Genomic DNA, 25391 nt, shown 5'->3' with positions numbered 1-25391 from the left:
GCCCCTCCAGTGTCCCCCATGCCCCGCAGTGCTCCCGTAAGGAGCAGCCGGGGCGGGCCGCCTCAGACGTCCGTGAGGCGCAGGCCTGCGTGGGCCTTGTAGCGGCGGTTGGCGGAGATCAGGTTGGCCACCAGGGACTCGACCTGGTGGGCGTTGCGCAGGCGGCCCGCGAAGACGCCGCGCATGCCGGGGATGCGGGCGGCCAGGGCCTGGACCAGGTCGGTGTCGGCGCGGACCTCGCCGAGGACCATCACGTCGGTGTCGATCTCCTCGACCGTCTCGTCCTGCAGCAGGACCGCCGAGAGGTGGTGGAAGGCCGCCGTGACCCGGGAGTCGGGGAGCAGGGCCGCCGCCTGCTGGGCCGCGCTGCCTTCCTCGACCTGGAGGGCGTAGGCGCCCTGCTTGTCGAAGCCGAGCGGGTTGACGCAGTCCACCACGAGCTTGCCCGCGAGGTCCTCGCGCAGCGATACCAGGGTCTGGGCGTGGCCCTCCCAGGGCACCGCGACGATGACGATGTCGCTGCGGCGCGCGCACTCGGCGTTGTCCGCGCCTTCCACGCCGAGGCCGAGCTCTTCGGCGGCGCCGCGGGCACGGTCCGCCGCGCGGGAGCCGATGATCACCTTCTGGCCGGCCCGGGCGAGCCGGTACGCCAGTCCGCGGCCCTGGTCGCCGGTGCCGCCGAGGACGCCGACGACGAGGCCGGACACGTCGGGGAGCTCCCACGGGTCCTTGGCCGGCGCCTTCGCGGCCGGCGGCGTCTGAGTGCTGTCTGTGGAGGTCATGGGGGCGAGGGTAACCCCGCCGCGCGCAGAGTCGAACGGCCGGGCGCCCGGGGCGGGGTGCGGCCGGGCGGCGTGCGGCCGGGGCGGGGTGCGGCCGGGTACCGAGGGAGAGTGCCGCTGGGCGCAAACCCCTCCGGACGGCGCGTCCATGGTGCAGGATGCCGGCATGGACGCCGTGAGGGTCGCGCTGCTGCGCGAGGTGCTCGCCGGTACGCAGTGGCCCGGCGCCGCGCGCCGGTTCGCGGGTTCGCTGCGCCGCTCCGTCGTGCCGGCCGGGGGGAGGCTGCTGCTGGTGGGGACCGAGGAGTACGAGCCCTGGCACCTGGCGGCCCACCTGGTCGACGAAGCCGCCTGGTCGGGGCTGCCGCAGCTGGCGCCGACGCTGGTGCGCCACCGGGTGCGGCCCGGCGAGCCGCCGCACCTGTCGGTGGGGCTGGGCCGGCTGGCGGCGGCCCGGCGCGGGCACACCCTGCTGGTCGTGGCCCCGGAGCGGCCCGGTGAGGGACTGTTGGAGCGGGTCCACGACGCCCGGCGTGCGGGGGCGACCGTCCTGTCCCTGGACGGCGGGGACCGGGAGCTGGCCGCGCTCGCGCACGACGCGCTGTCGGTGGCGCCCGGCGCCGCCGAGCTGGACCTTGACACGGTGCAGCACCTGGTCAGTGCGGCGGCCGGGGAGAACAGCCTCCCGGCGCAGCGCGGGCCGCGCCGGTTCCGGGACCGGCTGGCGCGGCTGGCCGACCAGCTGACCGCGCCTCCGCCCAGCCGCTGGTGACGGCGCCCGGGTCGAAGGAGACGGGTCGACGGAGACGGTCTACGGCGCCGTCCCCTCGCCCTCGTCGCGGGACTTGTCGTTCCACTTGGGGTCGTTCTGCCATTCGAGGTTGCGCTCCTGCGCCGTCTCCATGGCGTGGTTGGCCTCCTCGGGGGTGGCGTAGGGCCCGAACCGGTCCTTCGCCGGACAGTCGGGGCCCTCTTCGACCTTCTTGTGGACGAGGCAGTAGTACCACTCGCCCGCTTTGCCCACCTGCCGCTTCTTGAACAGCGCCATCGTCGTGAGGCTCCTCTCGTACCGCTCTCTGTCGCCAGCTTGCCCCATCACCGCTGGATACACTCGCTTGCATGTCCGGTCAGTCGCTGCTCGTACCAGGCGAGCTCTCTCCCGTCCGTTCCGTTCCCGGAAACATCCGCCGGCCCGAGTACGTGGGCAAGCCCGCGCCCGCTCCCTACACCGGGCCGGAGGTGCAGTCGGCCGAGACCATCGAGGCGATGCGCATCGCCGGCCGGATCGCCGCCCAGGCGATGGAGGAGGCCGCCAAGCTGATCGCACCGGGGGTGACCACCGATGAGCTGGACCGGGTCGCCCACGCCTACATGTGCGACCACGGGGCCTACCCCTCGACGCTGGGCTACCGGGGCTTCCCGAAGTCCCTGTGCTCCTCGGTCAACGAGGTCATCTGCCACGGCATCCCCGACTCGACCGTCCTGCGCGACGGCGACATCGTGAACCTCGACGTGACCGCGTACATCGGCGGCGTGCACGGCGACAACAACGCCACCTACCTGTGCGGGGACGTGGACGAGGAGTCGCGGCTGCTGGTGGAGCGCACCCGTGAGGCGCTCAACCGCGCCATCAAGGCGGTCAAGCCGGGGCGCCAGATCAACATCATCGGCCGGGTCATCGAGTCGTACGCGAAGCGGTTCGGCTACGGCGTGGTCCGGGACTTCACCGGGCACGGCATCAACTCCGCCTTCCACTCCGGTCTGATCGTCCCGCACTACGACAGCCCGCACGCGACCACGGTCATCGAGCCCGGGATGACCTTCACCATCGAGCCGATGCTGACCCTGGGCACCCACGAGTACGACATGTGGGCGGACGGCTGGACGGTCGTCACCAAGGACCGCAAGCGCACCGCGCAGTTCGAGCACACGCTGGTGGTGACGGACAGCGGGGCGGAGATCCTGACCCTTCCGTAGGCGGCGGCCCGGAGCCGGACAGGACGTTTTACCGACAGAACGTCGGGAACACATTGACTGAGGTTGTCCTCACCAGGACGATCGGGCGTGGCGGCGGCGCCGCCACGCCCCTTCCTCTTCTTCGGAGGTCCCCCTTGGACGCCTTCTCCACGGCCATCCGCCTCGCGTCGCACGAGCAGCACACCGAGGCCGAGACGTCGACCTTCATGGGCGACCTGCTCGGCGGACGCCTCGGCGTGGACGCCTACACCCGCTACACCGAGCAGCTGTGGTTCGTGTACCGGGCCCTGGAGGACGCGGCGGCGGACCTCGCGGACGACCCGGTGGCCGGGCCCTTCATCCGGCCGGAGCTGATGCGCGTCGCGGCGATCGAGCGCGACCTGGAGCACTTGCGGGGGCCGCACTGGCGGGAGTCCGTGGCGGCCCTGCCCGCCACCGCGGCGTACGCGGCGCGGGTGGCCGAGTGCGCCGCCCGGTGGCCGGGCGGGTACGTCGCCCACCACTACACCCGCTACCTGGGCGACCTCTCCGGAGGCCAGATCATCCGGGACAAGGCCGAGCGCACCTGGGGCTTCGCGCGCAAGGGGGACGGGGTCCGCTTCTACGTCTTCGCGGGCATCGCCAATCCGGCCGCCTTCAAGCGGACCTACCGCGGGCTGCTGGACGCGATCGCCGCGGACGACCTGGAGAAGCAGCGCATCATCGACGAGTGCAAGCGCGCCTTCGACTTCAACGGCGCGGTCTTCCGCGAGCTGGGCGAGCAGTTCCCCCTCAGCGCGTGACCCCGGGCAGCGCCCCGTACCGCAGCGCCCCGTCCCCTCCCCGGTTCAGGCGTGCGCCCGGACGTCCGGGGCGAAGCGGACCCGGCCGCCGACCTCGACCGTGCCGTCGGGTCCGGGGGCGGTGAGGATCTGGGAGCCCGCCCCCTGGGTGATGTTCAGGGCGCGGCCCAGCTGCGCCGTGAGCAGGACCGCCACCGAGCCGGTGGCCTCGTCCTCGACGACGGCCCCGTCGGGGCGGCGCGGAAACCCGCGGGCCCGCACCCGGCCCGCGGCCTCGTCCTCCCAGGCCCACGCGTAGAGCCAGCCCTCGCCCGGCGGTGGGGCGGGCAGCGCGTCGATCTCGGCGGGGTGCGCGTACTGCTCGGTGTGCTTGCCCTCGACCCACTCCGGGCGGGCCGTGATCCAGGTGAACTCCCCGTCGTCCCGGGCCCAGACGGATCCGGCCGGGGGCCTCAGCTCCTCGATGTCCAGCAGCCAGGCGACCCCGACCAGCGGGTGGCCCGCGAAGGACATCCGGGTGCCGGGGGTGCGGATGTCGACGATCCCGCGCTCGGGGTCGTCGACGAACACCGTCTCGCTGTAGCCGAGTCCGGCTGCCAGCCGCTGCCGGGACGCGTCGTCCGGGCAGGACCGGCCGTCGCGCACGACGCCGAGCAGGTTGCCGTGCCGGCCGTCTCCGGCGCAGAAGACCTTCAGGACGTCCAGTTCGTTCACGCGGGCATTGAAGCACGAGCGCACGGCGGCGCAGTACGGGGCCTGCGCGCGCGACCCCTGCCGATTTGACCCTCCCTTGACCCGGCATTGGGGCTCCCGTGGACGGCCCGTGACAGCGCCGTGTCCGGGGCGGGGACGTGAGAGCCGAATCACTGGACGAGGGGCCTTGTGTCAGGTAAGCCTCGGTTAAGTTAGGTCCGCCTCACCGGCCTCTCCCCCTTGGGACGGCCCTTTCGCCATACGACCAGGAGCCCCCATGCGCCCCGCCCGCCTCACCGTCGCCGCCGCCGTTTCGGTGGTCGCCGCCCTCACCGCAGTCACCGGTTGCGCCGAGAAGAGCGATGCGGGCGGCGACGGGGTGGTCACGGTCGCGGCTTCCGACACCGCGTGCGAGGTCTCCACGACGGAGTTCCCCTCCGGCAAGGTCCAGATCGACGTGGAGAACAAGGGCTCCAAGGTCACCGAGCTCTACGTGCTCTTCCCCGACGACCGCATCGTGACCGAGCGCGAGAACATCGGGCCCGGCACCAAGGCCTCCATCACCGCCGAGATCAAGGCGGGCGACTACGAGATCGTCTGCAAGCCCGGCATGAAGGGCGACGGCCTGCGCCAGAAGGTCAAGGCCACCGGCGGGGGCTCCGCCGAGAAGCGCAGCCCCGAGGCCGACGCCGCGGTCGCCGCCTACCGCCAGTACGTGGTCGCGCAGGCCGAGGAGACCGTCCCCAAGGCGCAGGCCTTCGCGGACGCCGTCAAGGCCGGCGACGTCGAGGGCGCGAAGAAGGCGTACGCCGCCTCCCGCATCGGCTGGGAGCGCACCGAGCCGGTCGCCGAGTCCTTCGGCGACATCGACCCGAAGGTCGACGTCCGCGAGGACGGCCTGGAGCCCGGTCAGGACCCGGCGAAGGACTGGACCGGCTGGCACCGGCTGGAGAAGGCCCTGTGGGCCGACAACAAGATCGGCGACGAGGAGAAGAAGCTCGCCGACACCCTGATCACGGACCTCACGGACTGGCAGAAGAAGGTCGGCCAGGCGGAGATCACCCCCACCTCGATGGCCAACGGCGCCAAGGAGCTCCTCGACGAGGTCGCCACCGGCAAGGTCACCGGTGAGGAGGAGCGCTACTCGCACACCGACCTGGTGGACTTCAAGGCGAACGTCGAGGGTGCGCAGAAGGCGTACGAGCTGCTGAAGCCGGTCGCCTCGAAGAAGGACCCGGAGCTCGCCAAGCAGCTCGACACCCAGTTCGCGGCGCTGAACACCCTCCTGGACAAGTACCGCGCGGACAAGACCGGTTACGAGTTCACCTCGTACGACAAGGTCGGCGAGCCCGAGCGCAAGGAGCTGTCGGACGGTGTCAACGCGCTGGCCGAGCCGCTCTCCAAGCTCGCCGCCGCCGTGGCCGGCTGACCGGCCGGCGGACACGGACCGAGGGAAGACGAGGCAGATGAGCGCGATGGACCAGGCGGAGCCCGGCGGGCAGTCCCCGGAGCAGGACGGCGCCGGCCGGGCGGCCGGCGACGCGACGCCGCCCGCGGCGGCCGCGCCCTCCCGGCGCGCGGTCCTGGGCTGGGGCGGGGCCGGGCTCGCGCTCGGCGCCGCCGCCGCGGGCGGTGCGGTCGCGGCCTTCGACTCCTCCTCGGACGCGGTGCCCGCCGCGTCCGCCGGGGCGGCCGTGCCCTTCCACGGCGAGCACCAGGCCGGCATCGCCAGCGCGGTGCAGGACCGCCTGCACTTCGCGGCGTTCGACGTGAAGACGAAGGACCGCGCCGAGCTGGTGAAGCTGCTCCAGGACTGGACCGCGGCGGCCCGCCGGATGACGGCCGGCCAGCCGGTCGGCGAGGGCGGCTTCGGCGGCCACCCGCAGGCCCCGCCGGACGACACCGGCGAGGCCCTGGGCCTGAAGGCCTCCCGGCTCACCCTGACCATCGGCTTCGGTCCGGGGCTGTTCGCCAAGGACCGCTTCGGGCTGGAGGGCCGGCGCCCCGAGGCCCTGGTGGAGCTGGAGGCCTTCCCCGGCGACAACCTGGACCCGGCCCGCTCCGGCGGGGACCTCTGCGTACAGGCCTGCGCCGACGACCCGCAGGTCGCGGTGCACGCCATCCGGCAGCTGGCCCGCATCGGCTTCGGCAAGGCCGCGGTGCGCTGGTCCCAGCTCGGCTTCGGCAAGACCTCCTCCACCACCCCGGACGAGCAGACCCCGCGCAACATGATGGGCTTCAAGGACGGCACCCGGAACATCTCCGGCACCGACCGGGCCGCGCTGGAGAAGCACGTGTGGGTCGCGGCCGGCGACGGCAGCGACTGGCTGACCGGGGGCTCGTACCTGGTGGCCCGGCGGATCCGGATGAACATCGAGACCTGGGACCGCACCTCCCTGCAGGAGCAGGAGGACATCTTCGGCCGCGACAAGGGCGAGGGCGCCCCCGTCGGCAAGTCCAAGGAGCGCGACGAGCCCTTCCTGAAGGCGATGAAGCCCGAGGCGCACGTCCGCCTCGCGCACCCGGACTCCAACAACGGGGCGACGATCCTGCGCCGCGGCTACTCCTTCACCGACGGCACCGACGGACTGGGCCGCCTCGACGCGGGCCTGTTCTTCCTCGCCTACCAGCGTGACGTCCGCACCGGCTTCGTGCCGGTCCAGCGCCGTCTGGCCAAGTCCGACGTCCTCAACGAATACATCCAGCACGTGGGTTCGGCCGTCTTCGCCGTCCCGCCGGGCGTCCGCGACGAGGACGACTGGTGGGGCCGGGCGCTGTTCGCCTAGTCCCCGCCGGAGAGGAAAACGCCGTGTTCGGCAACTATCTGATCGGCCTGCGCGAGGGCCTGGAGGCCAGTCTGGTCGTCTGCATCCTCGTCGCGTACCTGGTGAAGACCGGCCGCCGGGACGCACTGCGCCCGATCTGGACCGGTATCGCGATCGCCTGCGGAATCTCCCTCGCCTTCGGCGCGGTGCTCGAATTCGGTACCCAGGAGCTGACGTTCGAGGCGCAGGAGCTGCTGGGCGGCACCCTGTCGATCATCTCGGTGGGCCTGGTGACCTGGATGGTCTTCTGGATGAAGCGCACCGCGCGGCACCTGAAGGCCGAACTGCACGGCAAGCTGGACACCGCGCTCGCCATGGGCACCGGCGCCCTGGTCGCCACCGCCTTCCTCGCGGTGGGCCGCGAGGGCCTGGAGACGGCGCTCTTCGTATGGGCCTCGGTCCGGGCCAGCGGCGAGGGCTCCTCGGCCCCGCTGGCCGGCGTGCTGCTGGGCATCGCGACGGCGGTCGTGCTGGGCTGGCTGTTCTACCGGGGCGCACTGAAGATCAATCTGGCGAAGTTCTTCCAGTGGACCGGCGGCATGCTCGTGGTCGTGGCCGCGGGCGTGCTCGCGTACGGGGTCCACGACCTCCAGGAGGCGCGCTTCCTGGGCGGTCTCGGCGACAAGGCCTTCGACGTCACGGCGGCCGTCCCGCCGGACAGCTGGTACGGCACCCTCCTGAAGGGCGTGTTCAACTTCCAGCCGGACCCGACCGTCCTGCAGGCCGCGGTCTGGGTGCTGTACGCGGTCCCGGTGCTGCTGCTGTTCTTCGCCGGGCAGGCCGCCCGTCCCGCGGCGCCGGCCCCCCGGCCGGCGGACGCGGCGGACTCCCCGCCCGCCCGCTGATCCGCGGGCGGGCCGCCGGCGGGCGGGCGGTCCCGGCCCGCGTCAGGTGATCTGCACGCCCTCGCCCCCGACGCGCACCCGGGGGTCCCCGGCGCGCAGTTCCACCGTCAGGACGCCCGGGCGGCCCATGTCCTCGCCCTGGTGCAGGGTGAGCACGGCGTCCGCCGGGACCAGGCCCAGCTCGCGGGCGTACGCGCCGAAGGCGGCGGCCGCCGCCCCCGTGGCGGGGTCCTCGACCACGCCGCCGACGGGGAAGGGGTCCCGTACGTGGAAGAGGTCCGGGCCCGCCCGGAACACCAGCTGGAGCGTGGTGAGGTCGAGGCGCCGCATCAGGGCCTCCAGCCGGGCGAAGTCGTAGGCCAGGTCGGCGAGGCGGGCCCGGCTGGCCGCGCCCAGCACCAGGTGCCGCGCCCCGGCGTAGGCGATCCTCGGCGGGAGCAGCGGGTCAAGGTCGGCGGCGGGCCAGCCCAGTGCGGCCAGTGCCTCGGCGAGGTCCTCCGGCGCGATCGGCAGGACCCGGGGCTCGACGCTGGTCAGGACGGCCCGCAGCGCCCCGCCCTCGGCGGTGACGGACACCGGGACGGTGCCCGCCCGGGTCGCGAAGAGCAGCTCACCGGGGCCGTTGCGCTCGGCCAGGGCCACGGCGGTGGCCACGGTGGCGTGCCCGCAGAAGGGGACCTCGGCCCGGGGGCTGAAGTAGCGGACGGTGAAGGCCCGGCCGGGCTCGCCGCCCAGGCCCTCGGGGGGCGCGGTGAGGAAGGCCGTCTCGCTGTAGCCCAGTCCGGCGGCGATCCCCAGCATGGCGGCGTCGTCGAGCCCGGTCGCGTCGAGGACGACCCCCGCCGGGTTGCCGCCCTGGGGGTCGCCGGAGAAGGCGGTGTAGCGCAGTACGTCGGTCGTCATGATCAGCTCAACCGCACCCCTCCCGGCGCCATTCCCGGGCCGGCAGCGGTCGCCGGCCGCGTCAGCCGGGAGCGGTCTCCGGCCGCGTCAGCCGACCGCGCCCGTCAGCCGCGCCCGACGTAGGGCATGGCCGTCGCCATGACCGTCGCGAACTGCACGTTCGCCTCCAGCGGCAGTTCCGCCATGTGCAGTACCGTCCGGGCCACGTCGGCGGCGTCCATCACCGGCTCCACCGCCAGCCGGCCGTCGGCCTGGAGGATGCCGCTCTGCATCCGCTCGGTCATCTCGGTGGCCGCGTTGCCGATGTCGATCTGGCCGCAGGCGATCCGGTACGGGCGCCCGTCCAGGGACAGCGACTTCGTCAGGCCGGTCATGGCGTGCTTGGTCGCGGTGTAGGCGATGGAGTGCGGGCGCGGCACATGGGCGGAGATCGAACCGTTGTTGATGATCCGGCCGCCTTGCGGGTCCTGCTCCTTCATCTGCCGGAAGGCGGCCTGCGCGCACAGGAAGGACCCGGTCAGGTTGACGTCCACCACCGCGCGCCAGGCCTCGTAGCTGATGTCCTCCAGCGGGACGCCGCCCGGCCCGAAGGTCCCCGCGTTGTTGAAGAGCAGGTCCAGGCGACCGTGGCGCTCCCGGACGGCCGTGAACAGCGCGGCCACGTCCTGCGGGTCGCCGACGTCCGCCGGGACGCACAGCACCCCGGCGTCCGCGCCGGCCGCGCGGGCCGTCTCCTCCAGCGGTTCTGGGCGCCGGCCGGCCACGGTCACGGCCCAGCCGGCGCCGGCCAGGGCGAGGGCCACGGAGCGGCCGATCCCGGACCCGGCTCCGGTCACCACGGCGGTCTTCTTCACGCGTGCGTTCATGGGGCCGCAGGCTACGTCACACCGCGCATCCGGCCCCGGGCGTTCCGACAGCTGAGAGCATGGTGCGGTCAGGGGTTCGAGAGCAGGACGAGAAGACTGGAGTGCCGCATGCCGGAGAGAGCCCCCGCGACGACCCCCTCGGACGGGTCCTCGCCCGTGTCGCCCTCCGCCTTGGCCCCCGAGGCCGCAGCCCCCCTGACGGCGGCCCGCCGCACGGGTCTCCTCGTCATCTTCATGCTGGGCGGGCTCACCGCCCTGCCCCCGCTGTCGATGGACATGTACCTGCCGGCGCTGCCGCAGGTCACCGCCGCCCTGCACAGCCCGGCCGCGACCGTCCAGCTCACCCTGACCGCCTGTCTGGCCGGCATGGCCCTGGGGCAGCTCGTCATCGGCCCGATGAGCGACCGGTGGGGCCGCCGCGCACCCCTGCTGACCGGCATGGTCGTCTACGTCCTCGCGACCGCGACATGCGCCTTCGCCCCCACCGCCGAGCTCCTGATCGGCTTCCGGCTGCTCCAGGGACTGGCCGGCTCCGCCGCGATCGTCATCGCGCGGGCCGTCGTCCGCGACCTGTACGACGGGGTCGAGATGGCCCGGTTCTTCTCCACCCTCATGCTGGTCTCCGGCGTCGCGCCGATCGTGGCCCCGCTGATCGGCGGGCAGGTGCTGCGCTTCGCCGACTGGCGGGGCGTCTTCGTGGTCCTGACCGGGGTCGGGGCGCTGCTCACCCTGCTGGTCTGGCGGCGGCTCGACGAGACGCTGCCGCCCGAGCGGCGGCACACCGGCGGGGTGCGATCGGCCCTGCGGACCATGGGCGGCCTGCTCGGGGACCGGGTCTTCACCGGGTACACGCTGGCGGGCGGTTTCGCCTTCGCCGTGCTCTTCGCCTACATATCGGCCTCGCCCTTCGTGATCCAGGAGATCTACGGGGCTTCGCCGCAGGCCTTCAGCCTGCTGTTCGGCCTCAACTCCGTCGGCCTGATCGCCGCCGGCCAGGTCAACGGCAAGCTGCTGGTCGGCCGGGTCAGCCTCGACAAGGTGCTGGCCGCGGGGCTCGCGACCGCCGGGGCCGCCTCGGTGGCGCTGCTGCTGATGTCCACCGGGGTGTTCGGGGAGGCCGGCCTCTTCCCGGTCGCCGCCGCGCTGTTCGTGCTGATGTCCTCGATGGGCGTGATCCTGCCGAACACCAACGCGCCGGCCCTGATGCGCACCCCGCACGCCGCCGGCTCCGCCTCCGCGCTGATCGGCACGGCCTCCTTCCTGGTCGGGGCGATCGCCTCGCCGCTGGTCGGGATCGCCGGGGAGGACACGGCGGTGCCGATGGCCGTGGTCCAGGTGGTGTGCGCGGTCCTTGCGGCGGGCTGCTTCCTCGGGATGTGCCGGCCGTGGCGCCGACGGGAGTCCGCCGCCCCGGCCGCGGACTAAACTTCGCTGGTGAACGCCTCCGCCCCCGCCCCCACCTCCGCCGAGTCCCTCCGCACCGCGCTGGGCGGCCTGCTCGGCGGGCTGCCGCCCAGGCAGGCCACCGCCGCCGTCGAACGGCTCATCGCCAGCTACCGGGGGCGGACCCCCACCGACTCCCCCGTCCTGCGGGACCGTTCCGACGTGGCGGCGTACGCGGCGTACCGGATGCCGGCCACCTTCGAGGCCGTACGGGCCGCGCTGGACGGTCTGGCGCTGGCCGCGCCCGGCTGGGCGCCCGGCTCGCACGTGGACATCGGCGGCGGCACCGGGGCGGCTGCCTGGGCCGCCGACGCCACCTGGGAGGGCCCCCGCCCGACCACCGTGCTGGACTGGGCCGAGCCCGCCCTGGCCCTGGGCCGGGAACTGGCGGCCGCCGCCCCCTCCGCCGTGCTGCGGGGGGCCGAGTGGCGGCGGGCCGTGATCGGCGCCGGGATGGCGGTGCCGGACGCCGCGCTGGTGACCGTGTCCTACGTGCTGGGCGAGCTGACGCCGCAGGCGCGTACCGCCGTCGTCGCCGAGGCGGCGCGGGCCGGGCAGGCAGTCGTCCTGATCGAACCGGGCACGCCCGAGGGCTACCTGCGCATCCGCGAGGCCCGCGAGCAGCTGATCGCGGCCGGGCTGCGGGTGGCCGCGCCCTGTCCGCACGACGGGACCTGCCCGATTGCGGTCGGGCAGGACTGGTGCCACTTCTCGGCGCGGGTCAGCCGGTCCTCCCTGCACCGCCAGGTCAAGGGCGGCTCGCTCCCGTACGAGGACGAGAAGTTCAGCTACGTCGCCGCGACCCGCTTCCCGGTGGAGCCGGCCGCCGCCCGGATCACGCGCAGGCCCCAGATCCGCAAGGGGCTGGTCCAGCTGGAGCTGTGCAGCCGCACCGCCCCGGATTCCGCGGAGGCCGGCGAGGCCGGGGGGCCGGGCCTGACCCGGGCCGTCGTGACCAAGCGCCACGGCGACCTGTACAAAGCGGCGCGGGACGCCGACTGGGGCCAAGCCTGGCCGCCGGCCGAGTGACGGCGACCGCGGGGCCGTGACCGTGCGGTCACGGCCCCGCGGTCACGGCCCCGCGGTCACGGCCCCGCGGTCACGGCCGGCTCCTCGGGGCCGCGTCCTCAAGGCCGCAGTTCCTGGGTGCAGCACTTCACACTGCCGCCGCCCTTGAGCAGCTCGCCCAGGTCCATGGGGACGGGTTCGAAGCCGCGGTCGCGCAGCGGCTTCAGCAGTCCGGTCGCGGCCTGGGGCAGCAGCACGTGCCGGCCGTCGCTGACGGCGTTCAGGCCGAGGGCCGCCGCGTCCTCGTCGGTGGCGATCAGGGCGTCCGGGAACAGCCGGCGCAGCACGGCCCGGCTGCCCGGCGAGAAGGCCCCCGGGTAGTACATGACCTCGTCTCCGTCGAGGACGCTGAGGGCCGTGTCCAGGTGGTAGTAGCGCGGGTCCACCAGGTCGAGGCCGATGACCGGCCGCCCGAAGAACTCCTGGGCCTCGTCGTGCGAGAGCGGGCTGGAGCGGAAGCCGCGGCCCGCCAGGATGTACCCGGCGGTGACGGCGAAGTCCCCCTCCCCCTCGTTGACGTGGGCGGGCTCGTGGATGTCCCGGTAGCCGTGGGCGCGGAACCAGTCGAGGTGCAGGCCGGCCTCGGCGGTCCGTTCCGGGTGGGCGAAGCGGGCTCCGAGCACCCGGCCGTCGACGACGAGCGCCCCGTTGGCCGCGAAGACCATGTCGGGCAGTGCGGGATCGGGGACGAGGGTCTCCACGGTGTGTCCGAGGGCGCGGTAGCGGTCCCGGAGGTCCTCCCATTGGGCCTGTGCGAGGGGCAGGTCCACCGGTTTCGTGGGATCCATCCACGGGTTGATGGAGTACGTGACCCGGAAGTGTGCGGGTGGGCACATCAGGTAGCGCCGGGGTGTGGCGTCTCTGCGCAAAGAAGGCTCCTCACGACGTGCACGGCGTGCATGGCGCACGGCTCGTGCCGGTGTGGACGCAATCGTCTCCCCTTCGGGGAGGCCGCGCAGTGAACTGATGGAGTGGTTTGGAAACGGAGACAGAGACGATACGTCTCGGGTTGGTTGGTATGTTCGAGGAATGACCAGGACCCCTGACGCCACGCGCCGCAGCGACCGCTCCCGGCGGGCCATCCTCGACGCCGCGCTCGCCCTCGTCGGGGAGGTCGGCTACAACAAGCTGACCATCGAGGCCATCGCCGCCCGCGCCGGGGTCGGCAAGCAGACCATCTACCGCTGGTGGCCCTCGAAGGCCGCCGTCCTGCTCGACGCCTCGACGGCGCTCGCCGGAGAGGCCGAGGCGGACGGCGGCTGGACCGGCTTCCCCGACTCGGGGGACCTCGCGGCCGACCTGAAGGCCGTGCTGCGGGCCACCGTCGACGAGTTCAACGACGAGAAGTACGACGCCGCCACCCGGGCCCTGACAGCAGCCGGGGCCACCGACCCGGAGCTCGGCGCCCAGTTCACCGCGCAGCTGCTGGAGCCCCAGCTCGCCCTGTACGAAAGCCGGTTGCGCACGGCGCAGGAGGCCGGGCAGCTGGACCCGGAGGCCGATCTGCGGCTGACGGTGGAGATGCTCCTCGGGCCGCTGACACACCGCTGGCTGCTGCGCACGGCCCCGCTGACCCACGCGTTCACGGACGCGCTGGTGGACCGGGTGCTCCGGGGCGTGGCGAACGTCACCGGCGGGTAGCCGGCCGGAGGCACCCGTGGAACATCTGCCCTGGTTCTGTGGTTACCTGGCCGTGCAGGTCCTCCCTCCGCGGCCCCCGATCGGGGAGACCGGTCACCCGGGGCGCAGGATGGTGGGACCATGTGAAGGACTTGCGGGGCAACGGTTTGGTGAGGGGATAGATGGGGTCTGAGTCCGGCCGCGTCCAACGCGGCGAGCAGAGCAGGATCTCCCAGTGGCTGCGCCGGCGGCAGAAGCCCGCCGCCGAGGACCCCGGACAGGAGCGCGAGGCGCTCCTGCTGGCCGTCGCCGCCGCCGGCCTGCCGCTCGCACCGGCCGCCCATCCCGCCGGCTACCGGTGCTCGTGCGACCGGATCGGCTGTCCGACCCCCGCCCGGCACCCCCTCTCCTTCGCCTGGCAGACCCAGTCGACCACCGACCGCGCCCAGGTCGAACGCTGGGCACGCAGCCAGCCCCAGGCCAACTTCGTCACCGCGACCGGCATGGTCCACGACGTCCTGGACGTCCCCCTCGAAGCCGGACTGGCCGCGCTGGAGCGCCTGCTGGAGGCCGGCGTCGAGGTCGGCCCGGTCGCCGAGTCGGGCGGCGCCGGCGAGCAGGCCCGGATGCTCTTCTTCACCGCGACCCGGGGCACCCCCGAGGACGAGGACGAGTGGTGGCCCTGCGAACTGGACTGCCACCCCGAGACGATGGACGAGCACCCGGGGCTGCGCTGGCACTGCCGCGGCAGCTACGTCCTGGTCCCCCCGGCCGCGCTGCCCGGTGACCAGCGGGTCAGCTGGCGCCGCGGCATGGAGCATCCCCTCCCGGACCCCCTGACCCTCCTGGAGACCCTGACCGACGCCTGCGCCCGGTACGCGGGCTCCTCCGAGCAGACCCCGGCCGCGGTGGCCTGGCCGCTGGGCCGGTAGGCCGGTAGGCCCCCGTCCGGCGGCCCAGGGGCAGGCCCCCGGGGCGGGCCGGTCAGTGGATCTGCGCCACGACCACGTCGAGGGACCAGGCCCGGCCCGCCTTCGCGGGGGCTTCGGCCTCGACGGTGTACCCCAGGTCCCGCAGGGCGGCCACCAGTTCGGCGGGGCCGGCCGGGACCGCCCCGGCCAGCAGCAGGTCGCGGACCAGCCGTCCCTTGGTCGCCTTGTTGAAGTGGCTGACCACCGACCGCTTCTCCACCCCGTCCACCACCTGCGCGTGCAGCACCCGCACGGTCGCGGTCCGCTCGGCCGTCCCGCCCTTCGGCTTCCACGCCGACGCGTACGCCGACGAGCGCAGGTCCAGCACCAGCCCTTCGCCGGCCTCGCCGGGCAGCACCTCGGCCATCGGGCCGCGCCAGTACGCGCCGAGGGCGCCGAGTCCGGGCAGCTTCACGCCCATGGCGCAGCGGTAGGACGGGATCCGGTCGGTGATGCGCACCGCGCCCCACAGGCCGGAGAAGACCAGCAGCGCGTCCTCGGCGAGTTTGCGGGCCGCCGGGGTCAGGTCGGCCAGGCCCAGGGCGTCGTACAGCACGCCGGTGTAGAGCTCTCCGGCCGGGCGGGCCGCGGCCGAGCGGAGTTCCGCGTTCTTGGCCACTTCCGCCCGCAGGCCCTCGCTCAGGCCCAGGACCTCGCGCGCCCCCGCCTCGTCGCCCGTGCACAGCTCCACGAGGGCGTCCAGCACCGCCGCGCGCGCCGGGGCCAGTCCGGGCAGTGACAGCTCCTGCGGGTTCAGCGGTGCGCCGGAGCCGTCGGCGGCCTTTCCTTCGGACGGCGGCAGCAGCACGAGCACGGTGGTTCTCCTTCAGTACGACACGGCGCAGGGGGTGCGGCCCCCGAGCCAGGGTAGACCGCCCGTCGCGCCGCCCCGACCCACCGCGACCCGGTGAACCTTTCCGGTCACGGCGCTAGGCTCGTCCCATGCCACGCCGTCCCCTGCACATGACCGGCGCGGACGGGGCCGCCCTGCGGGCCGCGCTGCGCGACCTGCGGACCCGGTTGGACGTGCCGCAGGAGTTCTCGGCGGCGGTGCTCGCCGAGGCCGAGGCCGCCGCCCGGTCGCCGCGCCTTCCCGCGTACGACGCCACCGGTCTGCCCCTGTTCACCATCGACCCCCCGGGCTCCACCGACCTCGACCAGGCCGTGCACCTCGCCCGCCGTCCCGGGGGCGGCGGCTACCGCGTGCACTACGCCATCGCGGACGTCGCCGCCTTCGTCACCCCGGGCGGGGCCCTCGACGCGGAGGCCCACCGCCGGGTCAGCACCCTCTACTTCCCCGACGAGAAGGTCCCGCTGCACCCCGCCGTGCTCTCGCAGGGCGCGGGCAGCCTGCTGCCCGACCAGACCCGCCCGGCCCTGCTGTGGCGCCTCGACCTCGATCCCGACGGCCGGGTCGAGACGGCCGACGTCCGCCGGGCCCTGGTGCGCAGCCGGGCCCGGCTGAACTACCGGGGCGTCCAGCAGGCGGTGGACGGCGGCGCCGCCGAGGAGCCCCTGCTCCTGCTCCGGGACGTGGGCCGGCTGCGGGAGGCGCTGGAGCGCGAACGCGGCGGCATCTCGCTGAACGTGCCCGAGCAGGAGATCGTGGAGCGCGAGGGCCGTTACGGCCTGGCCTACCGCGCCCCGCTGCCGGCCGACGGCTGGAACGCCCAGATCTCCCTGATGACCGGCATGGTCGCCGCCGATCTGATGCTCGCCGCCGGGACCGGCATCCTGCGCACCCTGCCCACCGCCCCCGACGGGGCCGTCGGCCGGCTCCGGCGCACCGCGGCGGCCCTGCGGATCGACTGGCCGCACCACGTCCCGTACGCCGAGCTGATCCGGTCGCTGGACCCGCACCGGCCCGCCCACGCCGCCTTCCTCCAGGAGTGCACGGCCCTGCTGCGCGGGGCGGGTTACACCGCCTTCACCGGCGGCGACACCCCGGACCCGGCGCTGCACGCCGCGGTGGCCGCGCCGTACGCGCACTGCACGGCCCCGCTGCGCCGGCTCGTCGACCGGTACACCGGGGAGCTGTGCGTGGCGGCCGTGGCCGGGGCCGAGCCCCCGCCGTGGGCGGTGTCGGCGCTGGCGGAGCTGCCGGGCGAGATGGCGGAGGGCACCCGGCGGGCCAACACGGTGGAGCGGGGGTGCGTGGACCTCGTGGAGGCCGTCCTGCTGAAGGACCGCGTCGGGGAGGTCTTCGAGGCGACGGTGATCGACGTGAAGGAGCGGGAGCCCCGGGTCGGGACCGTCCATCTGGAGGAGCCCGCGGTGGTCGGCCGCATCGAGTCGGACGCGGTGGAGCTGCCACTGGGCGGGCGGCTGCGCGTCCGCCTCGTCCGGGCGGACCTGTCCCCGGCCGGGGTCCTCTTCGCCCCGGCGTGAGCCGGGCCCCTGCCCGGCCGGGTGACGCCCGGCCGCTGCGTCAAGGTCATGTGCCGATGGCGCAGCCGGTAGCATGGCCGGTGCGACAGACGAGTCGGCCGGGCGGCCGCGTCGGGGTCTTCGGATCCCGCCGAGGAACGTCCGGGCTCCACAGGGCAGGGTGGTGGGTAACGCCCACCCGGGGTGACCCGCGGGACAGTGCCACAGAAAACAGACCGCCGGGGGCTTCGGCCCCCGGTAAGGGTGAAACGGTGGTGTAAGAGACCACCAGCGCCTGGGGTGACCCAGGCGGCTAGGTAAACCCCACTCGGAGCAAGGTCAAGAGGATCCGTCCCCGGACGGGTCTGCGCGGACGATCGAGGGCTGCCCGCCCGATGTTCGCGGGTAGACCGCATGAGGCCGGCGGCAACGCCGGTCCTAGATGGATGGCCGTCTCCCCGGCGACCGCGAGGTCTCCGGGCGACAGAACCCGGCGTACAGGCCGGCTCGTCTGCCGTCCTCGGTACATGACGCGAAGGCCCCCGCCGGATCCGGCGGGGGCCTTCGCGTACGGGCCTTCGCGGCGGGCCGGCGCGTACGGGCCGGCACGGGTGCGCGTCCTAGCGCAGGTGCGCGGTGTCGTTCAGCAGCCGCACCGAGGCGTTCCCGTCCGCGTAGTAGGCCACCGCCGACAGGGAAGCCGCGGACAACTCCATGCGGAACAGGGACTCCGGCGGGGCGCCGAGGGCGAGGCGGACCAGGATCTTGACCGGGGTCACGTGGGTGACCAGCAGCACCGTGCGGCCCGCGTGGGCGGCGAGCAGCCGGTCGCGGGTCGCCGAGATCCGCCGGGTCGCGTCCGCGAAGCTCTCGCCGCCGCCCGTCGGGGCCGCTGCCGTGGAGTCCAGCCAGGCCTGCAGGTCCTCGGGGTGGCGCTCCTGAACCTCGGCGAAGGTCAGGCCCTCCCAGGCCCCGAAGTCCACCTCGCGCAGCCCGTCCTCGACGGTGACCTCCAGCCCGAGGCGGTCGGCCACGGCCCGGGCGGTCTCCCGGCAGCGGCGCAGCGGAGAGCTGACGACAGCCTGTACGGTGCCCCGCGCGGCCAGTGCCTCCGCGACGGCGGCGGCCTGGCGGCGGCCCGCCGCGGACAGCTCGGGGTCGCTCCCCCCGCTGCCGGAGAAGCGCTTCTGCGGGGTGAGGGCGGTCTCCCCGTGCCGCAGCAGCACGAAGGTGGCGGGCGTGCCCAGGTCGGGTCCCCAGCCGGGGACGGCCGCGTCGGCGGTGCCCGTACCGGCCGCGGCCGCCGGGGCGTCCGCGTCGAGGCAGGGTTCGAGCACCGGCGGGTCCTCCGGGGGCGCCGGCGGGGCCTCGTCGTCGGTGAACAGCACGTCGGCGGCCTCCTGCGGCCCGCTGTCGCGCGCCGTCCCGGACAGCGGCCGGGCGGAGGACGGCACGGCGCAGGACACGGCCGAGCCCGCCGAGGCGGCCGCGAGGGCCGCCCGGACCGCCGCCGCTCCCGCGGCCGCGTCGCCCGGCGGGCCGGACAACTCGGCCAGGCTGCGGGCCGCGCCGTGGTCGAGGGCGGCCGTCGAGGCGGACGGCTCCCACTGCCCGCCGCGCCGCCCGGCGTCCATCGCCTCGTTGGCGAGCCGGTCCGCGTGGGTGTTCTGCGCGCGCGGGATCCATTCGTACGTCACCTGGGACCGCGGCAGGATCCTCGCGGCCTCGGCTGCCAGCGGCTTCATGTCCGGGTGCTTGATCTTCCAGCGGCCGGACATCTGCTCCACGACCAGCTTGGAGTCCATCCGGACCAGGACGCTCGCGTCGGCCGCCAGTTCGCGTGCGGCCGTGAGCCCGGCGATCAGGCCCCGGTACTCGGCGACGTTGTTCGTCGCGACGCCGATGTACGCGGCCCGCTCGGCCAGCGTCTCCCCCGTGGCGGGGTCCAGGACCACCGCGCCGTAGCCGGCGGGCCCCGGGTTGCCCCGGGAGCCGCCGTCCGCCTCCACGACGAACCGGACGGGCCCGTGCATCAGATGCCCGAGTCGGCCGTACGGACCAGGATGCGGCCGCAGTTCTCGTGCCGGACCACCTGGTCGCGCGCAGCGGCCTTGATCTCGTTGACCTCGGCCATGTCCAGCTCCAGCCGGCAGCCCTCGCAGCGGCGCTGGTACAGGCGCGCGGCGCCGACCCCGCCCTGCTTGACGCGGATCTTCTCGTAGAGCGCCATCAGGTCGGCCGGCATGGACCCGACGATGACCTCGCGGTCCTTGGCGATCTTGGCGGCTTCGGCGTCGATCTCGCCGGTGGCGGCGTCGCGGCGCGCGGTGGCGTCGGTCAGCTCGGCCTCCAGCGCGGAGACCCGCCCGGTGAGGGCGGTGACGCGCTCCTGCGCGGCCTCCAGGCGCTCCATGACCTCCAGGACCACGTCCTCCAGGTCGCCCTGCCGCTTGGCCAGCGAGACGACCTCGCTCTGCAGGTTCGCCAGGTCGCGGGCGGAGATGCCGGCGCCGGAGTCCAGGCGCTGCTGGTCGCGGGCCGCGCGCTGGCGGACCTGGTCCACGTCCTGCTCCGCCTTGGTCTGCTCGCGGGCGGCGTCGCTGGCCTGCGTCTGGGCGGCGACGAGCAGGTCGCGCTGCTGGGTGAGGTCCTTGGTCAGCGAGTCGACCTCGGCGTGCTCGGGCAGCGACTTGCGCTTGTGGGCGAGCTGGGACAGCCGCACGTCCAGGGCCTGGACGTCGAGAAGTCGGATCTGGTCGGCGGGCTCGGCGTTCAGTTGGGGGCTCCAGAGAGAGAAGGGGCTGCTACGGACGGCGCGTGCGCCGTCCAGGGGTCGGTGACCGTGCGCGAGACGTGGGTGCGCAGACCCCAGCCGTGGCGCTCGGAGATGGCGTCGAGCTGGGCGGCCGCCTGCTCGCACCAGGGCCACTCGGTGGCCCAGTGGGCGGCGTCGACGAGAGCGAGCGGGCTCTGCTCGCGGGCCTCGGACACCGGGTGGTGGCGCAGGTCGGCGGTGACGAAGGCGTCCACGCCCGCGGCCCGCACCTCCGCGAGGAGGCTGTCGCCGGAGCCTCCGCTGACCGCGACGCGGCGGACCATGGCGTCCGGGTCGCCGGCCACGCGGATGCCCTGTGCGGTCGGCGGCAGCCAGGCGGCGCAGCGGGCGGCGAACTCGCGCAGCGTCTCGGGGCGGTCCAGCTCGCAGATCCGGCCGAGGCCGCGGCGTCCGGCGGGGTCCTGCGCGTCGGGCACCAGCGGGCCGGTGACCCGCAGGTCCAGGGCGCCGGCAAGGGCGTCGGAGACCCCGGGGTCGGCGGTGTCCGCGTTGGTGTGGGCGACGTGCAGCGCGATGTCGTTCTTGATCAGCGTGTGCACGACGCGGCCCTTGAAGGTGCCGGCCTCGACGGTGGTGGTGCCGCGCAGGTAGAGCGGGTGGTGGGTGACGACCAGGCCGGCGCCCAGCCGCACCGCCTCGTCGGCGATCTCCTGTACGGGGTCCACGGCGAACAGGACCCGGGAGACCTCGGCTTCGGGGTCTCCGCAGACGGTCCCGACGGCATCCCACTGCTCGGCCCGTGAGGGGGGCCACAGAGCGTCCAGCGCGGCGATGACTTCAGAGAGACGGGGCACGGGCCAAGGCTACCGTCCACGGCGACCGCCCCGGTCAGGAAGGCGGTACGGGAACCGGCCGCGGCCGGGTGCGGGGCGCCCGCGGCGGCAGCCGGGGCGCAGCCCGTCGGCCGCCACCCCGATACGCCCCGACATCGCGCAGCACAGTCACTGCCTGCGGCACGTGCGAATCGCCGCGCCGCCACCCTTATGTGTGAAGCGGCCCTGGTCGTGTTGTTCGGCGTGACGTGCGAAAACTAGCTTCCTCACCCGGAGGTGACGCACGGATGACTGTCTGTGCCATCGATACGACGAGGACCGCGGCCACGGCGCCGTTCACGATCTCCGCCGACGGGTCGTACGCGGCCCGCCTCGCGGGGCACGGCGAGGCGCTGTACGCGGAGCGCTGGACCCTGGCCGGCCCCGAGGCGTACGCGGTTCCGCTGCCCCTCGCGCAGCCCGAGGAGGCCGACAGCGAGCTGCTGCCGCTGGCCGACGGGCGGGTCCTGATCCACCGGCGGGTCGCGGAACGGCACGCCTTCGCGCTGCTGTACCCGACGGGCGCCGCGGCCGGGCCGCGCACCGGGGAACTCCAGCTGGGCTGGCTGGCGGCGCAGGAGGGCGTACGGGTGCGGCTGCTCCCGCCGTCCCCGGAGGGGTCTGCGGCCTTCGCCCTGGCCGTGGCGGACGGGCAGAGCACCGTGTGGCAGGTCGCCGGGGGCGGTTGCGCCGGCCCGCGGCCCGTCGCCCGGATCCCGGGGCGCTGCTCCGGCGGGGTCTGGCTGGACCGGACGGGCCGGATGCTGGCCCTGGACCGGGAACGGGACGGCGTCACCAAGGCGGTGGCCGTGGACCTGTGGGCCGGCGGCGGCGACGGGGTCTGCCCGCTGCTCCAGATCGCGGAGGGCAGCGACGACCGGCTGCTGCTGGCCGATGCGGACAGCGGGCTGCTGTTGATCCGCTCGGACGCCCCGGGTGAGGCGCGGCTGGGCTGGGGGGTGCTGGGCAGTGCGCTGCCCGTCCGGTTCCCGGAGTGCCTGCGGGCGCAGGGCCTGGCGCAGGCCGTGCCCTTCGCCGTGCAGCCGGGCCAGGCCCTGATGCCGGAGAGCTGCGGGGTCGCGCTGCGGCTGCCGGGTGACGGGCTGGCGCTGTGGCGCCCTGCCGACCGGCACGTCTTCCGCGTCGGGCCGCCGGTGGGCTGGCTGGGGGGTACCGGCCTGTGGAGCCGGGAGGGCCGCCTGCACCTGCCGTACGCGACCCCGGAGGCGCCGTGCGGGATCCTCGGGATGTCCGTGCCGGTCGCCCCTCCCCCGCCGGTCCGGCCGGATCCGCCGGTCCGGCTGGATCCGCCCCCGGCGGCGGCCCGCCCGGTCCCGCTGCAGCAGGCCCTGGGCGGGCGGCCCCGGGGGGCGGCCGCGCAGGAGGCTCCGGGTGCGCGGCCCCGCGGGGCGGCCGCGGCCGGTCCCTCCCGTCCGGCCCCCGCGCCGTCCGCGCCGCCCGCCGCCGTACCCCGCCGCGTGGTCGGGTCGTCCCCGTGCGTCCCGTGGACGGCCGGTGCGGTGAGCCTCTCGTTTCACCGCACTAGCCGTGCTTGAGCCCGAGGACCTCCGTGGCGGCGAACGTCTCGTTCGCCGGGCGGGAGTCGTAGTGCGGGGTGAGGAGCCCGTCGAGCTCCTCGTAGGAGAAGACCTCCTTGGCCGTGTCGAACTTCGCCGCGACCCTGGGGCGTTCCATTACCACCACGATCCCGCCGTGCACGACGAAGAGCTGGCCGTTGGCCTTGGCCGCGGCGGGCGAGGCCAGGTAGCCGACGAGCGGGGCGACGTGCTCCGGGGCGAGGGCGTCGAGCCGGCCCTCCTCGGGGACCTGGAAGCCCGCGAACACGTCCTCCGTCATCCGGGTACGGGCCCGCGGGCAGATGGCGTTGGCCGTCACCCCGTACTTCGCCAGGGCCAGCGCGGTGGAGGTGGTGAGGCCGACGATCCCGCCTTTGGCGGCCGCGTAGTTGGGCTGGCCGGCCGAGCCGCCGAGGAAGGCCTCGGAGGAGGTGTTGACGATCCGGCCGTAGACGGGGCCGCCCGCCGCCTTCGACCGTTCGCGCCAGTGCACGGACGCGAAGTGGGTGGTGTTGAAGTGGCCCTTGAGGTGGACCCGGATCACCGCGTCCCACTCCTCCTCCGACATCGAGAAGACCATCCGGTCGCGCAGGATGCCCGCGTTGTTGACCAGGACGTCGAGCTTGCCGAAGCTGCTCACGGCCAGTTCCACCAGGGCCCGCGCCTGTGCGAAGTCGGCGACGTCGCCGAGGTGCGCGACCGCCTGTCCGCCCGCGGCGCGGATCTCCGCGGCGACCTCCTCCGCCGGGGCGGCCGAGGCCTCCCCGGTCCCGTCGCGGCCGGGCTGGCCGAAGTCGTTGACGACCACGCTCGCGCCGAGGCGGGCGAGTTCGACGGCCTCGGCCCGGCCGAGGCCGCGGCCGGCGCCCGTAACGATGGCGGACAGCCCCTCAAGTGGCAGTGACATCGGTGGCGTTCCTCTCGCAGGGTCCGGACGGTCAGATCTCGATGCAGGTGCGCAGGGCCGTGCCCGTGCGCATCTGGTCGAGGGCGTCGTTGATCTCCGCGAGCTGCACCCGGTGCGTGATCAGGCCCTCCAGGTCCACCCGGCCGGCCCGCCACAGGGCGATGGTGCGCTCGTAGGAACGGAGCACGTCCCCGCCGCCGTACATCGACGGGAGGATCTTCTTCTCGTCGAAGAACAGCGAGAACATGTCGATCTGGAAGTGGTCGTCGAGGGCTCCCGCGCCGACGATGACCACGCTGCCGCCGCGCCGGGTCATCTTGTACGCGGTCTGCGCGGTGGCGGACTTGCCGACGACCTCGAAGACGTAGTCGAAGCCTTCGCCGCCGGTGATCCGGTTCTTGGCGTCGTCGAAGGCGTCGGGGGCCACGGCCTCGCTCGCCCCGAACCGCAGGGCGGCCTCGCGCCGGGACTGCACCGGGTCCACGGCGATGACCTGTGCGGCGCCCTGGACCTTGGCGCCCTGGATGACGGAGATGCCGACGCCGCCGCAGCCGATGACGGCGACCGAGGAGCCGGCCGTGACCTGGGCGGTGTTGATGGCCGCGCCGAGGCCGGTGGTGACCCCGCAGCCGATCAGGGCGGCGATGTCGAAGGGCACGTCGTCGGGGATCGGCACGGCGCATGCGGCGTCGACGACGAGTTCCTCGGCGAAGGTGCCGGTGGCGGCGAAGCCGAAGATGTCGCCGCCCGCGCGGCGGAAGTTGGGGGTGCCCGCGTTGGCCAGGCTCTCCAGGCACAGGTGGCCCTGTCCGCGCTTGCAGGACGGGCAGTGGCCGCACGGCGGCAGCCAGCAGACGAGGACCCGGTCGCCCTGCGCGAGGTGGGTGACCCCGTCGCCGACGTCGGCGACGACTCCGGAGCCCTCGTGGCCGGGGACGAAGGGGGCGGGCTGCGGCAGGATGCCGCTCATCGCGGAGAGGTCCGAATGGCACAGGCCGGTGGCCTTGATCCGGATCTTCACCTTGCCGGGGCCGAGGCCCACGGCCTCCATGTCGTCGACGACCTCCAGCTTGTCCAGGCCGATCTCGCTCTGCAGTGCTGCGCGCACGGTGCGGCTCCTCAAGGTCGGGGCGGGGCGGGCGGTACTACGCGTGTGCGACGACGGTGTCGGCGAGGACCGGCGCATCGTCGCGTTCGGCGGCGGTCACCGACACCAGGACGCGGCCGGGCTCCTGCCACATCCGGATGCGCAGCGTCTCCCCCGGGAAGACGATCCCGGCGAAGCGGGTGCGGTAGGCGCGCACCCGGGAGACGTCCCCGTCCAGGACGGTGTCGACGACGGCCTTGAGGGTCATCCCGTAGGAGCACAGGCCGTGCAGGATCGGCCGGTCGAAGCCGGCCAGCTTGGCGAATTCCGGATCGGCGTGCAGGGGGTTCCAGTCGCCGGAGAGCCGGTAGAGCAGCGCCTGCTCCTCGCGGATGTGCCGCTCCTCGGTGCGGTCGGGCGCCCGCTCGGGCTGCTCGGAGCGCACGGAGGGGCCGCGCTCGCCCCCGAACCCGCCCTCGCCGCGGACGAAGAGCTGCGCGTCGCTGGTCCACAGCGGGCCGTCGGCGTCGGCGACCTCGGAGCGCAGCACGATCACCGCGGCCTTGCCCTTGTCGTGGACGGCGGCGACCTTCGAGGTGGAGGTGGCCTGCCCCTTCACGGGGATGGGGCGGTGCAGCTCGATGGAGTGGCCGCCGTGCAGGACGGCGGCGAGGTCCACGTCGATCCCGGGGGCGGCCAGGCCGCCGAGCATGGCCATGCCCGCGCCGGCGACGGTGGCGAAGCTGGGGAGTACGTGGAGTCTGGACTCCAGGGTGTAGCGCAGCTCGTCGGGGTCGGTGGCGGGGCGGCCCGCGCCGAGGCCGAGGTGGTAGAGCTGGATGTCCTTGTGGTCCCAGCCGATGTCCCCCCGGCGGGGGGCTGCGGCGAGGGCCTTGGCGGCATCGATCGGCATGGGGATGCTGCTCCCTGTCTTGGGGACGGGGCCTGGGAAGACCTCGGTGCGGCCGTCCGCACCGTCGGCCGCACCGAGGTCGTCTGCGGGACCGGTTCTAGAACGCGTTCTAGGCCC

At 74.3% G+C, this 25391-nt stretch carries 25 protein-coding genes and 1 other RNA gene; 13 read left to right on the top strand and 13 right to left on the bottom strand.

Features of this window, described 5'->3' with window-relative positions:
- Positions 1–62: 62 nt before the first annotated feature.
- Positions 63–782: an NADPH-dependent F420 reductase gene (gene npdG / locus ACLJTM_RS24440; RefSeq protein WP_411105853.1), complete on the bottom strand. Its 720-nt coding sequence runs from the start codon at positions 780–782 to the stop codon at positions 63–65.
- A gap of 166 nt (positions 783–948) precedes the next feature.
- On the opposite strand from npdG, the gene ACLJTM_RS24435 reads away from it, so the two are divergent.
- Positions 949–1554 carry a hypothetical protein gene (locus ACLJTM_RS24435; RefSeq protein ID WP_411105852.1) on the top strand — a complete coding sequence of 202 codons (606 nt, stop codon included), beginning with the start codon at positions 949–951 and terminating at the stop codon, positions 1552–1554.
- A gap of 39 nt (positions 1555–1593) precedes the next feature.
- Here the strand turns inward: ACLJTM_RS24435 and ACLJTM_RS24430 are convergent, their stop codons facing one another.
- Positions 1594–1830, bottom strand: a complete 237-nt coding sequence (locus ACLJTM_RS24430; protein ID WP_411105851.1) for a hypothetical protein — start codon at positions 1828–1830, stop codon at positions 1594–1596.
- A 71-nt stretch (positions 1831–1901) separates the two neighbouring features.
- Between ACLJTM_RS24430 and map the strand changes: the two genes are divergently transcribed.
- Both map and ACLJTM_RS24420 read left to right on the top strand, forming a co-directional pair.
- The gene (gene map / locus ACLJTM_RS24425) at positions 1902–2759 is read left to right on the top strand and encodes a type I methionyl aminopeptidase (RefSeq protein ID WP_411105850.1); all 858 of its coding nucleotides are present in this window, start codon (positions 1902–1904) and stop codon (positions 2757–2759) included.
- Between the two features lie 134 nt (positions 2760–2893).
- Positions 2894–3541: a heme oxygenase (biliverdin-producing) gene (locus tag ACLJTM_RS24420; RefSeq protein ID WP_411105849.1), complete on the top strand. Its 648-nt coding sequence runs from the start codon at positions 2894–2896 to the stop codon at positions 3539–3541.
- A 45-nt stretch (positions 3542–3586) separates the two neighbouring features.
- On the opposite strand, the gene ACLJTM_RS24415 is transcribed toward ACLJTM_RS24420, so the two are convergent.
- The gene (locus ACLJTM_RS24415) at positions 3587–4255 is read right to left on the bottom strand and encodes a PhzF family phenazine biosynthesis protein (protein WP_411105848.1); all 669 of its coding nucleotides are present in this window, start codon (positions 4253–4255) and stop codon (positions 3587–3589) included.
- A gap of 256 nt (positions 4256–4511) precedes the next feature.
- Between ACLJTM_RS24415 and efeO the strand changes: the two genes are divergently transcribed.
- From efeO to efeU, 3 genes are read left to right on the top strand one after another with little or no spacing between them, the layout of a single operon-like run.
- Positions 4512–5663, top strand: a complete 1152-nt coding sequence (efeO, locus tag ACLJTM_RS24410) for an iron uptake system protein EfeO (RefSeq protein ID WP_411105847.1) — start codon at positions 4512–4514, stop codon at positions 5661–5663.
- A gap of 46 nt (positions 5664–5709) precedes the next feature.
- Positions 5710–7020, top strand: a complete 1311-nt coding sequence (gene efeB / locus ACLJTM_RS24405) for an iron uptake transporter deferrochelatase/peroxidase subunit (RefSeq protein WP_411106241.1) — start codon at positions 5710–5712, stop codon at positions 7018–7020.
- 23 nt (positions 7021–7043) lie between these two features.
- On the top strand, positions 7044–7904 hold the full coding sequence (gene efeU / locus ACLJTM_RS24400; protein ID WP_411105846.1) for an iron uptake transporter permease EfeU: 861 nt from the start codon (positions 7044–7046) through the stop codon (positions 7902–7904).
- Positions 7905–7946: 42 nt separating this feature from the next.
- On the opposite strand, the gene ACLJTM_RS24395 is transcribed toward efeU, so the two are convergent.
- Together ACLJTM_RS24395 and ACLJTM_RS24390 are read right to left on the bottom strand one after the other, a co-directional pair.
- The gene (locus ACLJTM_RS24395) at positions 7947–8807 is read right to left on the bottom strand and encodes a PhzF family phenazine biosynthesis protein (protein ID WP_411105845.1); all 861 of its coding nucleotides are present in this window, start codon (positions 8805–8807) and stop codon (positions 7947–7949) included.
- A gap of 104 nt (positions 8808–8911) precedes the next feature.
- A complete protein-coding gene (locus ACLJTM_RS24390; RefSeq protein WP_411105844.1) occupies positions 8912–9673 on the bottom strand; it encodes an SDR family oxidoreductase in 762 nt (253 codons plus the stop codon).
- Between the two features lie 108 nt (positions 9674–9781).
- Between ACLJTM_RS24390 and ACLJTM_RS24385 the strand changes: the two genes are divergently transcribed.
- Positions 9782–11098 (top strand): Bcr/CflA family multidrug efflux MFS transporter, encoded by a 1317-nt coding sequence (locus ACLJTM_RS24385; RefSeq protein ID WP_411105843.1) that lies wholly within the window; start codon positions 9782–9784, stop codon positions 11096–11098.
- A gap of 9 nt (positions 11099–11107) precedes the next feature.
- Positions 11108–12145, top strand: a complete 1038-nt coding sequence (locus ACLJTM_RS24380; protein ID WP_411105842.1) for a small ribosomal subunit Rsm22 family protein — start codon at positions 11108–11110, stop codon at positions 12143–12145.
- Between the two features lie 98 nt (positions 12146–12243).
- Here ACLJTM_RS24380 and ddaH read toward each other — a convergent pair whose 3' ends face one another.
- Positions 12244–13092 carry a dimethylargininase gene (ddaH, locus tag ACLJTM_RS24375; RefSeq protein WP_411105841.1) on the bottom strand — a complete coding sequence of 283 codons (849 nt, stop codon included), beginning with the start codon at positions 13090–13092 and terminating at the stop codon, positions 12244–12246.
- 121 nt (positions 13093–13213) lie between these two features.
- Here ddaH and ACLJTM_RS24370 point away from each other — a divergent pair, with 121 nt between their 5' ends.
- On the top strand, positions 13214–13825 hold the full coding sequence (locus ACLJTM_RS24370; RefSeq protein WP_411105840.1) for a TetR/AcrR family transcriptional regulator: 612 nt from the start codon (positions 13214–13216) through the stop codon (positions 13823–13825).
- 161 nt (positions 13826–13986) lie between these two features.
- Positions 13987–14736, top strand: a complete 750-nt coding sequence (locus ACLJTM_RS24365; protein ID WP_411105839.1) for a bifunctional DNA primase/polymerase — start codon at positions 13987–13989, stop codon at positions 14734–14736.
- A gap of 52 nt (positions 14737–14788) precedes the next feature.
- Here the strand turns inward: ACLJTM_RS24365 and yaaA are convergent, their stop codons facing one another.
- Positions 14789–15589, bottom strand: coding sequence for a peroxide stress protein YaaA (gene yaaA / locus ACLJTM_RS24360; protein WP_411105838.1), 801 nt, complete (start codon positions 15587–15589; stop codon positions 14789–14791).
- A gap of 128 nt (positions 15590–15717) precedes the next feature.
- On the opposite strand from yaaA, the gene ACLJTM_RS24355 reads away from it, so the two are divergent.
- Positions 15718–17163, top strand: coding sequence for an RNB domain-containing ribonuclease (locus tag ACLJTM_RS24355; protein WP_411105837.1), 1446 nt, complete (start codon positions 15718–15720; stop codon positions 17161–17163).
- A gap of 90 nt (positions 17164–17253) precedes the next feature.
- Positions 17254–17656, top strand: an RNA gene (rnpB, locus tag ACLJTM_RS24350) — RNase P RNA component class A.
- 106 nt (positions 17657–17762) lie between these two features.
- On the opposite strand, the gene ACLJTM_RS24345 is transcribed toward rnpB, so the two are convergent.
- The 3 genes from ACLJTM_RS24345 to ACLJTM_RS24335 are packed head-to-tail and all read right to left on the bottom strand — an operon-like array spanning position 17763 to position 20772.
- Entirely contained in the window at positions 17763–19175 is a 1413-nt protein-coding gene (locus tag ACLJTM_RS24345; RefSeq protein WP_411105836.1) for a bifunctional RNase H/acid phosphatase, read from the bottom strand.
- Positions 19175–19918: a zinc ribbon domain-containing protein gene (locus ACLJTM_RS24340; protein WP_411106240.1), complete on the bottom strand. Its 744-nt coding sequence runs from the start codon at positions 19916–19918 to the stop codon at positions 19175–19177. The genes ACLJTM_RS24345 and ACLJTM_RS24340 overlap by 1 nt, the downstream gene beginning before the upstream one ends.
- Positions 19915–20772, bottom strand: a complete 858-nt coding sequence (locus ACLJTM_RS24335) for a Nif3-like dinuclear metal center hexameric protein (RefSeq protein ID WP_411105835.1) — start codon at positions 20770–20772, stop codon at positions 19915–19917. The genes ACLJTM_RS24340 and ACLJTM_RS24335 overlap by 4 nt, the downstream gene beginning before the upstream one ends.
- A 266-nt stretch (positions 20773–21038) precedes the next feature.
- Between ACLJTM_RS24335 and ACLJTM_RS24330 the strand changes: the two genes are divergently transcribed.
- Entirely contained in the window at positions 21039–22346 is a 1308-nt protein-coding gene (locus tag ACLJTM_RS24330; protein WP_411105834.1) for a hypothetical protein, read from the top strand.
- On the opposite strand, the gene ACLJTM_RS24325 is transcribed toward ACLJTM_RS24330, so the two are convergent.
- From ACLJTM_RS24325 to ACLJTM_RS24315, 3 genes are read right to left on the bottom strand one after another with little or no spacing between them, the layout of a single operon-like run.
- Positions 22333–23274 (bottom strand): 3-oxoacyl-ACP reductase, encoded by a 942-nt coding sequence (locus ACLJTM_RS24325; RefSeq protein ID WP_411105833.1) that lies wholly within the window; start codon positions 23272–23274, stop codon positions 22333–22335. The genes ACLJTM_RS24330 and ACLJTM_RS24325 overlap by 14 nt on opposite strands.
- Positions 23275–23305: 31 nt before the next feature.
- Complete coding sequence (locus ACLJTM_RS24320) at positions 23306–24382, bottom strand: Zn-dependent alcohol dehydrogenase (RefSeq protein WP_411105832.1); 1077 nt, start codon at positions 24380–24382, stop codon at positions 23306–23308.
- A gap of 37 nt (positions 24383–24419) precedes the next feature.
- Positions 24420–25274: a MaoC/PaaZ C-terminal domain-containing protein gene (locus ACLJTM_RS24315; protein ID WP_411105831.1), complete on the bottom strand. Its 855-nt coding sequence runs from the start codon at positions 25272–25274 to the stop codon at positions 24420–24422.
- Positions 25275–25391 lie beyond the last annotated feature (117 nt).

The organism is Streptomyces sp. cmx-4-9 (assembly GCF_046548835.1).
Taxonomy (GTDB): Bacteria; Actinomycetota; Actinomycetes; order Streptomycetales; family Streptomycetaceae; genus Streptomyces.
This window is presented reverse-complemented; position numbering and strand designations above follow the sequence as displayed.

What these genes read in the sequence shown, in the direction of transcription:
- ACLJTM_RS24385 (WP_411105843.1), top strand. Translation starts at nt 9,782, where the DNA reads ATGCCGGAGAGAGCCCCCGCGACGACCCCCTCGGACGGGTCCTCGCCC.
- ACLJTM_RS24325 (WP_411105833.1), bottom strand. Translation starts at nt 23,274, where the DNA reads ATGTCACTGCCACTTGAGGGGCTGTCCGCCATCGTTACGGGCGCCGGC.
- map (WP_411105850.1), top strand. Translation starts at nt 1,902, where the DNA reads ATGTCCGGTCAGTCGCTGCTCGTACCAGGCGAGCTCTCTCCCGTCCGT.
- efeO (WP_411105847.1), top strand. Translation starts at nt 4,512, where the DNA reads ATGCGCCCCGCCCGCCTCACCGTCGCCGCCGCCGTTTCGGTGGTCGCC.
- ACLJTM_RS24330 (WP_411105834.1), top strand. Translation starts at nt 21,039, where the DNA reads ATGACTGTCTGTGCCATCGATACGACGAGGACCGCGGCCACGGCGCCG.
- ACLJTM_RS24370 (WP_411105840.1), top strand. Translation starts at nt 13,214, where the DNA reads ATGACCAGGACCCCTGACGCCACGCGCCGCAGCGACCGCTCCCGGCGG.
- ACLJTM_RS24395 (WP_411105845.1), bottom strand. Translation starts at nt 8,807, where the DNA reads ATGACGACCGACGTACTGCGCTACACCGCCTTCTCCGGCGACCCCCAG.
- ACLJTM_RS24390 (WP_411105844.1), bottom strand. Translation starts at nt 9,673, where the DNA reads ATGAACGCACGCGTGAAGAAGACCGCCGTGGTGACCGGAGCCGGGTCC.
- ACLJTM_RS24365 (WP_411105839.1), top strand. Translation starts at nt 13,987, where the DNA reads ATGGGGTCTGAGTCCGGCCGCGTCCAACGCGGCGAGCAGAGCAGGATC.
- npdG (WP_411105853.1), bottom strand. Translation starts at nt 782, where the DNA reads ATGACCTCCACAGACAGCACTCAGACGCCGCCGGCCGCGAAGGCGCCG.
- ACLJTM_RS24315 (WP_411105831.1), bottom strand. Translation starts at nt 25,274, where the DNA reads ATGCCGATCGATGCCGCCAAGGCCCTCGCCGCAGCCCCCCGCCGGGGG.
- efeB (WP_411106241.1), top strand. Translation starts at nt 5,710, where the DNA reads ATGGACCAGGCGGAGCCCGGCGGGCAGTCCCCGGAGCAGGACGGCGCC.
- ACLJTM_RS24430 (WP_411105851.1), bottom strand. Translation starts at nt 1,830, where the DNA reads ATGGCGCTGTTCAAGAAGCGGCAGGTGGGCAAAGCGGGCGAGTGGTAC.
- ACLJTM_RS24355 (WP_411105837.1), top strand. Translation starts at nt 15,718, where the DNA reads ATGCCACGCCGTCCCCTGCACATGACCGGCGCGGACGGGGCCGCCCTG.
- ACLJTM_RS24435 (WP_411105852.1), top strand. Translation starts at nt 949, where the DNA reads ATGGACGCCGTGAGGGTCGCGCTGCTGCGCGAGGTGCTCGCCGGTACG.
- ACLJTM_RS24345 (WP_411105836.1), bottom strand. Translation starts at nt 19,175, where the DNA reads ATGCACGGGCCCGTCCGGTTCGTCGTGGAGGCGGACGGCGGCTCCCGG.